The sequence below is a fragment of the Streptomyces sp. NPDC001634 genome (genome assembly GCF_040298185.1).
GTDB lineage: Bacteria > Actinomycetota > Actinomycetes > Streptomycetales > Streptomycetaceae > Streptomyces.
The window spans coordinates 1-10,538 of the sequence record NZ_JBEOZU010000163.1 but is presented as its reverse complement, the minus strand read 5'-3'; the positions used below and the strand labels follow the sequence as shown (position 1 = coordinate 10,538).

At 71.3% G+C, this 10,538-nt stretch carries 11 protein-coding genes and 2 pseudogenes; 7 read left to right on the top strand and 6 right to left on the bottom strand.

From position 1 onward, the window contains the following. The 3 genes and pseudogenes from ABT186_RS46320 to ABT186_RS46310 form a co-directional block, all read right to left on the bottom strand. On the bottom strand, window positions 1-656 hold a 656-nt coding region (locus ABT186_RS46320; RefSeq protein ID WP_351930425.1), incomplete at its 3' end, for a sirohydrochlorin chelatase family protein. Between the two features lie 176 nt (window positions 657-832). Beyond that, window positions 833-1,855: an N-acetylglucosamine kinase gene (locus ABT186_RS46315; RefSeq protein WP_502973536.1), complete on the bottom strand. Its 1,023-nt coding sequence runs from the start codon at window positions 1,853-1,855 to the stop codon at window positions 833-835. Continuing rightward, window positions 1,852-2,322: pseudogene (locus ABT186_RS46310) on the bottom strand (uracil-DNA glycosylase); the annotation flags it as partial. The gene ABT186_RS46315 and the pseudogene ABT186_RS46310, both read right to left, overlap by 4 nt. A 226-nt stretch (window positions 2,323-2,548) precedes the next feature. Between ABT186_RS46310 and ABT186_RS46305 the strand changes: the two are divergent. The 3 genes from ABT186_RS46305 (at window position 2,549) to ABT186_RS46295 (ending at window position 4,166) form a co-directional block, all read left to right on the top strand. After that, window positions 2,549-3,226: a uracil-DNA glycosylase gene (locus tag ABT186_RS46305; RefSeq protein ID WP_351930423.1), complete on the top strand. Its 678-nt coding sequence runs from the start codon at window positions 2,549-2,551 to the stop codon at window positions 3,224-3,226. Between the two features lie 162 nt (window positions 3,227-3,388). Beyond that, window positions 3,389-3,811 carry a DsrE/DsrF/DrsH-like family protein gene (locus ABT186_RS46300; protein WP_351229980.1) on the top strand — a complete coding sequence of 141 codons (423 nt, stop codon included), beginning with the start codon at window positions 3,389-3,391 and terminating at the stop codon, window positions 3,809-3,811. Between the two features lies 1 nt (window position 3,812). Then, entirely contained in the window at window positions 3,813-4,166 is a 354-nt protein-coding gene (locus ABT186_RS46295) for a PIG-L family deacetylase (RefSeq protein ID WP_351229950.1), read from the top strand. A gap of 208 nt (window positions 4,167-4,374) precedes the next feature. Here ABT186_RS46295 and ABT186_RS48230 read toward each other — a convergent pair whose 3' ends face one another. Further along, entirely contained in the window at window positions 4,375-4,491 is a 117-nt protein-coding gene (locus ABT186_RS48230; RefSeq protein ID WP_502973538.1) for a hypothetical protein, read from the bottom strand. 142 nt (window positions 4,492-4,633) lie between these two features. Between ABT186_RS48230 and ABT186_RS46285 the strand changes: the two genes are divergently transcribed. From ABT186_RS46285 to ABT186_RS46275, 3 genes are all read left to right on the top strand, one after another. Beyond that, window positions 4,634-5,524, top strand: a complete 891-nt coding sequence (locus ABT186_RS46285) for a CaiB/BaiF CoA transferase family protein (protein WP_502973535.1) — start codon at window positions 4,634-4,636, stop codon at window positions 5,522-5,524. Beyond that, window positions 5,521-6,291 (top strand): enoyl-CoA hydratase/isomerase family protein, encoded by a 771-nt coding sequence (locus ABT186_RS46280; protein WP_351930419.1) that lies wholly within the window; start codon window positions 5,521-5,523, stop codon window positions 6,289-6,291. Before ABT186_RS46285 ends, ABT186_RS46280 begins: the two co-directional genes overlap by 4 nt. Window positions 6,292-6,386: 95 nt before the next feature. Next, window positions 6,387-7,838, top strand: a complete 1,452-nt coding sequence (locus tag ABT186_RS46275; protein WP_351930417.1) for an MFS transporter — start codon at window positions 6,387-6,389, stop codon at window positions 7,836-7,838. Here ABT186_RS46275 and ABT186_RS46270 read toward each other — a convergent pair. Together ABT186_RS46270 and ABT186_RS46265 are read right to left on the bottom strand one after the other, a co-directional pair. Then, window positions 7,798-8,169: pseudogene (locus ABT186_RS46270) on the bottom strand (response regulator transcription factor); the annotation flags it as partial. The gene ABT186_RS46275 and the pseudogene ABT186_RS46270 overlap by 41 nt on opposite strands. A gap of 221 nt (window positions 8,170-8,390) precedes the next feature. Continuing rightward, window positions 8,391-9,476 (bottom strand): WD40/YVTN/BNR-like repeat-containing protein, encoded by a 1,086-nt coding sequence (locus tag ABT186_RS46265; protein ID WP_351930415.1) that lies wholly within the window; start codon window positions 9,474-9,476, stop codon window positions 8,391-8,393. A 301-nt stretch (window positions 9,477-9,777) separates the two neighbouring features. On the opposite strand from ABT186_RS46265, the gene ABT186_RS46260 reads away from it, so the two are divergent. Beyond that, the gene (locus ABT186_RS46260) at window positions 9,778-10,359 is read left to right on the top strand and encodes an Rv1733c family protein (RefSeq protein WP_502973537.1); all 582 of its coding nucleotides are present in this window, start codon (window positions 9,778-9,780) and stop codon (window positions 10,357-10,359) included. Window positions 10,360-10,538: the final 179 nt, after the last annotated feature.

Genomic DNA, 10,538 nt, shown 5'->3' with positions numbered 1-10,538 from the left:
ACCGGCAAGGAGAGCCGCGCGGCCAGCAGCATGCCCGTGATCCCGGCCGCCTGCGCGGCCTCGTCCCCGCCCACCGAGGCGAGGATGATGCCGTCCGCGGCCGTCGCCACGGTGAACAGGCGGGCGCGGTCGGCTCGGGCCAGACCGGCCTCGGACAGGCGTACGTGCAGTGCCTCGGCGAGCAGCGGGTGCGGGCCGAGGGCATCGGTGAGGTCGGCCGCGACACGGCTGTCCATGACGGCCTGGCGGACCCGGCGCAACAGGGCGCTGTCCGGACCGGCCAGCAGCGGTACCACCACGGCGACGGGGCCGTCGGGCTCCTTCGCCTCCACACCGGCAGCGACGGCCTGCTCGTAGCGGGCGGTGCGCTCCTCGGCGGTGTGCGTGAGGACGGACTGAAGCGTGGGGAACTCGGAGTCGTCCCCGTCCAGGTAGCCGATCCGGGCGTCGAGGCCCGGCAGCTCGGAACGCGCGATGCTCACGACCTCCTCGGCGAGGCTGCGCGTGGCGGCGCTGGGCGTGCCCGGCACCGCGAGGACGAGCGCGGGCGCGCCCTCGGGAGCCGCCAGGGGTTCCGGACGGCGGTGCCGTCCGGGCTGGCGGGGTCGCGGCATTCGTACAGGCAGGCCGGATGCGGGCCCAGTGGGGGAACTCATGGCGCCGCATGCTACTGGCTTTGTGGGCTCCCCTGTTCGGGGAGGGTGCAGGTGAGCGGTATCCGTCCAGTTTTGTCTGATGAGTTACGTAAGGATGAGAAGCGATCGATACGGTGTGACTTTACCGCCCTGTATCGGGAGCAACTTCCTTCTCCCGGCAAGGGGAACTACTTGCCCTATTCGGTCGCGACATGCAGCAGCTGTTCGTCGTACGGCAGTTCGAGTGTGTCGTTGGCGAGGGCGAGCGCGATGCGGGCGGCACCGTGCAGCGGGTCGCCCTCCGCGGGTACCTGGTGCGCCTGCGGCAGCAGTCGCACCAACTCCTCCCGCAGCGGTACGAGAAGCGGGTCGCCCAGGCGGAACAGGCCTCCGGTGAGGGCGACTCGGGGTTCGCCCGAGGCAGGGCACACGGCGGCTGCGGACTCGGCCATGTGCCGGGCCGCGGCAGCCAGGATCAGGGCAGCGACCGGGTCGTCGGCGGTGCAGGCGGCCACTTCGGGGGCGAACGAGGCCAGCACGGCGGGTCGGTCGGTGCGCGGGTACAGCTTGCCGGGCAGCCCGGTGACCGGGCCGAACACCGCCTCGGCCCGCGCCAGCAGAGCGGCGGATCCACCGGGCCGTCCGTCGTGGGCGCGCAGCGCCGCCTCCAGCCCGGCCCGGCCGATCCATGCACCGCTGCCGCAGTCGCCCAGCAGATGGCCCCAACCGTCCGCCCGGCGCCATCTCCTGAGGTCCGTGCCGAGCGCGATCAGACCGGTGCCGGCCGCGATCACCGCGCCGGGGCGCGCGCCGAGCGCCCCTGTGTAGGCAGTGACCGCGTCCGCGACCAGTGCGACCCTGCGGATGCCGAGCTCACGGGCCAGGGCCGCAGGAAGACCGGCACGCAGGCCGTCGCCGAGCGAGGCCAGACCGGCCGCTCCGATCGCGACCGCCCGTACTTCGGCACCACCGGCGTTCGACAGCAACTGCCGTGCCATCGGCAGGAGTTGTTCCAGCAGATGCCCGGCGTCGATCCCGCGGGGACCGATGCGGACCGGCTCCCCGGAGGTGAGCGGGGCCGTCGCGGCCGAGGGCGGGCCACCGCACGGTACGAGGACGGCCCGCAGGCCGGAACCTCCGGAGTCCACCGCGAGTGCCGCACCCCGCGCCGGTCCGCGCACGCCCGCCGCCCGGTCGTCCACGGGGCCCGGCTGTGTCACGGCAGGCGCCGGGCCACCGGCTGACCGCCCTGCCGGACCAGCAGGTCGTTGGCCCGGCTGAACGGGCGTGAGCCGAAGAAGCCACGGTCCGCCGACATCGGGGACGGGTGAGCGGACTCGACCGACGGCAGATCGCTCAGCAACGGCCGGAGATTGCGGGCGTCACGGCCCCACAGGATGGACACCAATGGCTTGCCCCGTGCGGCCAGCGCCCTTGTCGCCTGCTCGGTGACGTCCTCCCGTCCCTTGCCCCGGTGCGCCGCGGGACGGTGCGGGGCCGTGGTGAGCGCCCTGTTGGGCAACAGCACGCCCTGCTTGCTCCACGGTGTGAGATCGCCGTTGACCGGCTGGGGCAGGCCCAGGTCGGTGTTGAGCTCCCGGAAGATATTGATCAGGCTGCCGGGCAGCGGCCGTACGTCCGGAGCGACCGAGAAGGACAGCCCCACGGCGTGTGCGGGAGTTTCGAAATCCAGGTATCGAGGGCGAAGGGCTGACCAGGCATGGTGACCATGACGGAGTGGCTCGACCACTGGACGCAACAAGCTCCCTTCCTTCCCGGCGACCGGTTGGGCGATTTGCTCGACCGACTTCAAGACCTCGATGAGGAGGAAGAGTAGCGCCGGAAGGAGCCCTGGTGTGCGGGGCCTGTTGGCTTGTGCGGGGCTTCGCTGTGTGCCAGTAGAGTGACGCGCTGTGGCACCACGACCCTTGCATGAACTTGTTGAAGCAGGCTGGGCGAAGGCTCTCGAACCTGCGGCCGAACGCATCGCGGCCATGGGCGACTTCCTGCGGGCCGAAATAGCGGCCGGCCGGACGTACCTTCCGGCTGGGGCGAATGTCCTGCGGGCTTTCCAGCAGCCGTTCGATGACGTCCGTGTCCTGATCGTCGGCCAGGATCCCTACCCCACTCCGGGGATGGCGATCGGGTTGAGTTTCGCAGTCTCGCCCGAGGTGCGTTCTTTGCCCGGCAGTTTGGAGAACATCTTCCGGGAGATGCACTCCGACCTGGGGCTGCCCAGGCCGTCCAACGGGGACCTGACGCCGTGGACTCAGCAGGGCGTACTGCTGCTCAACAGGGCGCTCACCACGGCCCCGCGCAGCCCCGGCGCCCACCGTGGCAAGGGCTGGGAGGAGGTCACCGAGCAGGCCATCCGGGCGCTGGCCGGGCGTGGCAAGCCGCTGGTGTCGATCCTGTGGGGGCGTGACGCGCGCAATCTGCGGCCTTTGCTGGGGGATCTTCCGGCGATTGAGTCTGCTCATCCCTCGCCGATGTCTGCGGACCGCGGGTTCTTCGGTTCGCGTCCGTTCAGCCGGGCCAACGACCTGCTCGTGCAGCAGGGCGGTCAGCCGGTGGACTGGCGACTGCCGTGACCTCACGCCTGCCGCAGGGTCCGAGCCTCTTGGCGAAGTACCCGGCGAAGACCGCCGCGAAGATCGCCGGCATCGCCAAGCCCCGCGGCTGCATCTGAGGAGGGTGCCTGCCATGGCCGACATCGCCACGATCGAGAAGGTCTCGATCATCGTCTCCAAGGGATCCCTGGAAGGGATCCACCCGGCCGTGATCACGCCAACGGCGCCCGAGCCGAAGGCATCGAGGCCGACCTGTTCTTCACCGTCTTCGGCCTGGACGCCATCACGAAGAAGCACTGGGAGTACATCAAGCCGGCCACCGTCGGCAACCCTGGCCTGCACCTGCCGACCCTGCTCGGCGGCATGCCCGGCGTGCCGGACCTGGTCACCCGGTACATGGAACGCAAGATGGACAAGCTCGACATCCCGTCGATCCCAGAGTTCAGCGAGATGATCGCCGACACCGGCGCGGGCATCTACGCCTGCAAGGCGTCCGTGGACCTGTTCGAGGTCGACAACGACGACCTGGTCGAGCAGGTCCAGGGCATCATCACGGTCGGCGAGTTCTACGAGCGCGCGGCCGGCGGCCAGATCATCTGCACCTGAGATGACCGGCACTGGACCCGGCCTGACGGACGGGGAGCGGCGGGTGCCGACGGTGGTCGCCCATCCCGACGACCAGTCGTTCGGGCTGGGCGGCCTCCTGGCACTTCTGGCCGACGGCGGGGCGCCCGCGGCAGTGCTCTGCTTCACTCACGGTGAGGCGTCCACCCTGCACGGCAGACCCGGCGACCTGCACACCGGCCCCGACAGATCGTCTGTGCTCGGCCGGATGATCCGTGTCCGCCGCCCCGGTGGTACCACGAACGGGGGCGGCAGTGGTGCTCTGACCCTCGTGGCCCGACCGGGACGGTCCGACGGCCGAAGCCCCGGGTACCGTTTCGCTGCTCAGGTGGGCTGAGAAGGACGCCTCACGGGCATCTGCCCGTCCTCCTCGAAGCACGGCAGAGTGCCGCATCGGCACCATGGCCCTCATTTTCGTACCGGCCGAACGACAGTTTCCGGGAGCACCCTCATAGAGCGAGCCACCGGGGCACCACGGCCCGCGGGCGACGCATGCGGTGTCTGGCCGGACCGGTTCCGCGGTCCGACGGCTCCTCCTCGGCGGTTCAGCCCAGCGCTTCGGCCTGCCAGTCCAGCAGCTTGACGTGTCCGACGGTCACCACGTGGTGGTGCATGGCGTGGGCCGCGGCCTCGGAGTTGCCCGCGCGAATGGCCTCGGCGATGGCGCGGTGCTGCTCGAGGGACTTGGCCGGTCGGCCGGGCTGGCGCAGTGACTCCTCCCTGCTCTCCCCCGGCGATGGGCAGAGAGATCTCGGCCATGAAGGAGGCGAGCAGTGGGCTGTGGCCGGCGGCGGTGACGGCGGCGTGGAAGCGTTTGTCCTCGGAGACGCCGAGCTCGCCGCGTTCGATGGCCTCGGCCATGGCGGTCAGTGCGGCGTCGGCTACGGGCAGACCGGCCCGTGGGCCGCACGGCCCGGCTACGACGCCATCGCCCAGGCACAGAGCGGCATGATGAGCATCACCGGCGAACCCGGCGGACCCCCGATGCGCCCCGGCGTCGCCACCGCCGACATCGGCGCCGGCATGTGGGCCGCCATCGGTATCCTCGCCGCCCTGCACGCGCGCCGCTCCACCGCCCGCGGCCAGCATGTCGACATCTCCCCGCTCGACGGGCAACTCGCCTGGCTCACCTACGTGGCCGGCGGCTACTTCACCACCGACACCGTCCCCGGGCCGCACGGCTCGGCCCATCCGACCATCGTCCCCTACCAGGCTCTGTCCACTGCCGACGGCCATCTCATGGTCGCCGCCGGAAACGACAAACTGTGGCGTACCTTCGCCGAGCTCCTCGGCGAACGCACCCTCGCCGACGACCCCCGGTTTGCCACCAACCCCGAACGGGTGCGCCACCGCCAGGAACTCATCCCGCTCCTGGAGGCGGCGCTCGCCCGGCGCGCCAGCACCGAGTGGGCTGAGGCACTGGACGCCGCCGGAGTGCCCTGCGCTCCGATCAGCACCGTCGAGCAGGCGCTGACCAGCCCGCAGGCCGTCGCCCGCGAGATGGTGTCAGTCCTCCGTCACCCCACGGCAGGGGAACTGCGCACCGTCGGATCGCCCCTCAAGCTCAGCGCCAGCCCCGTCCAAATCCGCACCGCCCCACCGCTGCTCGGCCAGCACACCGACGACGTACTCGCCGAAACCGGCTACAGCGTCCGCGAGATCGAGGAACTGCGGGCCACGGGAGCCGTACGGTGACCGGTGGCTCGGGCGCGGTCGGTCTCCAGCGGGACGGCGGCCTCGCGACCGTGCGGGTCGGCACGGGACGCCGGACCAATGCGCTGGCCACCCGCGACTGGCACGCCCTCGCCACCCTGTTCGAGGACCTGGCCGACGACCCGACCCTCCGCGCGGTCGTCCTCGCCGGCGCGGGCCGCAGCTTCTTCAGCGCGGGTTCCGACATGCGTGAATGGCTGTCCGTCGACCCCGCCGACATCGACGCCAGTTTCGCCGCGATGGAGAGCGCGCTCACCGCCATCGAACGCCTCCCCGTCCCCGTCGTCGCGCGCATCCGCGGCACCGCCGCCGGCGCCGGCTGCCAACTCGCCTGCGCCTGCGACCTGCGCGTCGTCGCCGACGACGCCACACTCGGCATGCCCATCGCCCGCTGGGGCATCCTCGTACCGCCGACGTTCGCCGCCCGTATCGCCCTGCTCGCCGGCCCCGCATCGGCCCGCGACCTGCTGTTCACCGGACGACTGGTCGACGGCCGTGAGGCGGTACGGCTCGGCCTGGCGACCACCCACGTGCCCGAAACCGAGCTCGACGACACCGTCACCGCGCTCGTCGCCTCGATCATCGCCCACCCTCCGGCGGCGATCCGCGCGGCGAAACGCTCCGTCGACACCCTCCTGGAGCCCGTCCGCGACCACCTGCGCAAGACCCCCACCGGACCGGCCGCCGACTACGCCAGCATGCAGGCCGGACTCGCCACCTTCCTCGCCCGCGTCACCGACGCCGGCTGACCCGCGACGGTCCGCCGGTCCGCCACCCCGCTCACCCTCCCAACTCCGCCTCCCTGACGTCGTCACCTTTCGAACAGAGCCGAATCGAGGTCCCCGTGACGATCAACGAGCAAACCACGACGACTTCCGCCGCCACCGTCCCCGAACGTCTCACCAAGGCTCAACGCCACGCCTCCTGGGGCTCGTTCGGCGGCTGGGCCATGGACGGCTTCAACTGGACCATCTTCGGACTGGTCCTGGCCCCCACCATGACCGAGTTGCTGCCCCGCGCCGGCATCAAGGTCACACCCGACAACATCGGCTGGTACGGGCAGATCAGCGCCGCTCTCTTCCTGCTCGGCTGGCGCTGCTCCTTCATCTGGGGCCCCATCGCCGACCGCTTCGGCCGCAAGTCCGCCATGATGGCCTCGATCCTGATGTACGGCGTTTTCACCGCCCTGGCCGGTATCTCCACCAACCTGTGGCAGTGGAACGCCTTCCGCTTCCTTGCCGCCATCGGCGTGGGCGGCGAATGGGCCATGGCCGGCACCTTGCTCTCCGAGGTCATGCCCGAGCGGGTCCGCGAGCGCTTTGGCGGACTGATGCACTCGGCCGCCTACTTCGGCGTCCTCGCCGTCTCTGCCGTCTATCTTCTGTTCGGACCCGAGCGCGGCTGGCGCGGCATGTTCTTCATCGGCGGCTTCCCCGCCCTCGCTGTCTTCCTCATCCGCCGCAGCACCCCCGAGCCCGAACGCTGGAAGGACAAGTCCCACGCCGCCGAGCGGTCGTTCTGGCAGCCGGTCGTCGAGATCCTCACGCCCCCGTACCGCGGCCGCACCATCGGCAATCTGCTGCTCCTCGTCGTGTGCGTGATCGGCCTGTGGGCGGGCTCGACCTATGTCCCGACCGCCATGAACAACCTTTCGGCACAGGCCGGTTACGGCCACGACACCACCGTCCACCTGGCCAGCCTCTCCTCGATGACGGTCGGCGCCTTCACCATCCTGGGCTGCTTCGCGGTGCCCCGCCTGGCCGGACGCCTCGGCCGGCGCGGTGCGCTGGCCACCCTGTTCGGGCTGATGATCGTCGGGACGGTCGGCGCGTACGGGGTGGCGTTCCCAATGTCCTCCATCGGCCTGCCCTTCGTCTTCTTGCCGTCCTCGGACTCGGCGGCGCGAGTTTCGCGGTCTTCACCATCTGGCTGCCCGAGCAGTACCCCACCCGGATGCGGGCCACCGCCTTCGCGTTCACCACCACCTTCTCCCGGTGGTTCGCCGCCGCGGGCACCTTCCTCATCGGATACGGCATCCACGCCGCGGGCTCACTCACACTCCCGCTCAGCCTCACCGCCGTCGTCTTCGTCGTCGGCATGGGCCTCGTGCGGCTGGCTCCGGAAACCCGCGGACAGGCACTGCCGGACTGAGGCCGCGACCTCGGCGGCCGTGCTGACGGCGTGGCGCAGCGGAGAAGGGGCGGTGGCACTGCGATGCGACCGCCCCTTGTGGTTTTCGGCCGTAGCGCCGTCGCTCAGGGACGGGGCCGGACCAGCCCAGCGTCGTACGCCATGAGCACGGCCTGGGCGTGGTCGCGTGCACAGAGCTTGGTCAGCACCCGGCCGACATGCTTCGTCACCATGGACTCGGTCAGCACGAGCCGTTCGGCGATCTCGGTGTTGGTCCAGCCCTTGGCGATGGCGGGCAGGACCTCGTTCTCGCGCTCGCTCAGGGCGCTCAGCCGGGGATCGGCCCGCGGTTCGGCGGTGTCGGTGGGGGAGAGGACCTGGTGGGCGTGTGCGTCGAGGAGGCGCCGGGTCAGGCCGGGGGCGACGACCCCGTCGCTGCTCGCCACCGCCCGGATGCCGGCGACGAGTTCCTCGGGGCGGGCCTCCTTGAGCAGGAAGACACGTGGCTCCAGGGCCTTCGCCCAGCCTGCTTCGACGATTTCAGGCAACGGTCGTGGCGCCACGGGCGTCACCCTCCTGCCGCGCACACACCGATGATCAACCGATGGCCCGAGGGCGACCGGGAATGATCGCTTGGTTGACGAACAGGGCGCAGCCCAGGCGGATGTGTCCGCGTGCGAGTCCGTCGTACGGCGCTTTTTCACATGTCGGCATCGGGTCAGGCGATCACCGCCGCCCGTACGCACAGCACGTCCGGCAGATGGGAGGCGAGCTGCTGCCAGCTGTCGCCGTCGTCCGCCGACGCGTACAACTCGCCGTTGCGATTGCCGAAGTACACGCCCGCCGGGTCCGCGTCGTCCGTGCACAGGGCATCGCGCAGCACCGTGCCGTAGTGGTCCTCCGCGGGCAGCCCCGCGGTGAGCGGCTCCCAGCTCTTGCCCGCGTCCGCCGTGCGGAAGACCCGACACCGGTGGTCGGCCGGGACGCGGTCCGCGTCCGCGTTGATCGGGAAGACGTACGCCGTGTCCCCGCGGTGGGGGTGGGCGGCCGCCGCGAACCCGAACGTCGACGGCAGGCCCTCGCCGATGTCCGTCCAGTGGGCGCCCGCGTCGTCGCTTCTGTACACCCCCCAGTGGTTCTGCAGATACAGCCGGTCCGGGGTCGCCGCGTCCTGCGCGATCTTGTGGACGCACTGGCCGAACTCCGGGTTCGGATCGGGCAGGAACACCGCGGAGACACCGGAGTTGGACGGCTCCCAGCTGGCGCCGCCGTCCCGGGTCCGGAACACCCCTGCCGTCGACACGGCGACTGTCACGGCCTTCGGGTCCCGCTTGTCGGTGAGCACGGTGTGCAGGCCCTCGCCGCCGCCGCCCGGCACCCACTTTTCACGCGTCGGGTGCTCCCACAGGGGGCGTACGAGGTCGAAGCTCTCGCCCCGGTCCTCGGAGCGGTACAGCGCGGCCGGTTCCGTGCCCGCGTACACCACGTCCGGCTCGGCGGCCGCCGGGTGCAGCTGCCAGACACGCTCGAGCGAAGCGCCGGTGTCCTTGGGGAACTTGACGGCTGGCTGCGCGGGCTCGGCCCAGGTGCGGCCCAGGTCGTCGGAGTGGAAGACGGACGGTCCCCAGTGCGAGCTGTCCCCTCCGGCCAGCAGGCGTGGGGTGTCGCGGCGGGTGTCGATGGCGACCGAGTAGATGGCTTGTGCGTTGAAGTAGGGACTCTTGTCGAAATCCCAGGCGCCGCCCCGTCGCCGCCCGATGAACAGTCCCTTGCGTGTCCCCACGGTGAGCAGTACGTCGGCCATGCCGACCACCTCCGAAACGCCGGTGTTCCAGACACGGGCCAGTCTGCACCCCGGCACTGACAGTCACCCCTGGAGTGTGTGTCTGTGCAGGTCAGAGCCGTGTTGCGTGGGGACGTGGAGAGCCGCCCGGGCCCGGGACCCAGAGGCCGGAACCCAGTGTGCCGGGGAGGCGGAGCCGACGGAAACCGGCGGATGACGGAGGTCACGTGAGCACGGGAGGCCCGGATCCCGTATGGAAGGGCGGTCGGGGGGTGTCCGTGCGTGCGTGAGGAGGATGCCATCGATGAGGTGGCTGCCATCGATGACGGCGTTCCGCGGTCCCAGGGTGTGGCTGTGGCGGTGGCGGCGCAATCCGCTGCGGCGCCGCAGCGATGCGCTGGAGGCCTGGGTCGTGCTCGCGGTCTGGGCCGTGACCGTGGTCGGCGGACTGCTGACGGGAGTGGCGGCGACGCACTCCGTGGAAAGCGGTCTGGCCCGGGAGCGGGCCGAGTGGAGGCCGGTCGTGGCCCTGCTCACGGAGGACGCGCCGAAGGCGACGGCCGCGACCGCGGCCGGTGCGGAACGGGTCTGGGCGAAGGTGCGCTGGACCGGGTCGGACGGCTCGTCCCACGCCGGTCAGGCACGTGTCGCCGCGGGCACCCGGACGGGTGCGGCGGTCACCGTGTGGACGGACCGTGACGGCTTCCTGGTGACACAGCCCGCCGGCGAGTCCGAGGCCCAGATACGCGCGGCCATGGTCGGCGTGCTGGTGGGGATGAGCGTGGCAGCGATCCCGTTCGTCGGCGGGCGCATCATCCGCGAGCGCCTGGAACGCCGGCGCATGGCGCAGTGGGACGAGGCCTGGGCATGGTTCGGGCCGATGTGGGGGCGGACGGCGGGCTGACGCGGCTCGCGGGTGGCCGTCTGTGGCCGACCGAGGTCTGGCCGGCGCCGGGAGCCAGGGACCGGGTTCGGTGGCCGAGGCGGCACGGGCGCGGGACGATCGGTCCCCGGCGAGGGCCGCTCGGCCCTCTGCACGGGGAGTCGCCGGGGCGCGACGCTCGTCGAGGGGGATCCGCGGCG